The following is a 484-nucleotide window of genomic DNA, read 5'->3' on the forward strand; positions in this document are numbered from 1 at the left end:
GTACATCAGAAATCGTCTTTTTCGTACCTTCCACAGTCGATTCAACCGTATTTAATTTATTACTGATTTCAGTATCTTTCTTTGTTAACGATTCAATAGAAGTTTTAAATCCATCTGCGGTTTGCTCTGATTTCGTCATACGTTCCGTAAGCTTTCCTTGTTCGTTTTGAACATTAGAAACCGTAGTGTTAATCCCTTTAATAGTCGTCTCAATTTCTACCGTCTTTTTAGTAAAATCAGTTGTTGTTACTTGATCTTCTGGTGCTGGTGTCCATGCTGTAGCAACGTTAGCTAATTCAAGTTTGACGTTTTTTACATACGCTGTACCTTCAATACCTTCGCCACCATATATATACAATCTAGAAACTTTAGTACCGTCAAATTTACCATGAAGTTTCATGGTAAATGTATAGCGTTCCCATCTATTAACTTCACTTACGTTAAACACATACTGACCACTGTGAAAGCTTTGTGCTGTGTTACC

The 484-nt window shown here is 36.2% G+C and carries 1 pseudogene; it reads right to left on the minus strand.

Going from position 1 to position 484, the window contains the following annotated elements:
• Positions 1 to 484, minus strand: a pseudogene (locus ACQRBL_RS32570) (hypothetical protein); the annotation flags it as partial.

Origin of the sequence: Bacillus sp. AF62, assembly GCF_050312695.1 — a bacterium.
GTDB lineage: Bacteria > Bacillota > Bacilli > Bacillales > Bacillaceae_G > Bacillus_A > Bacillus_A cereus.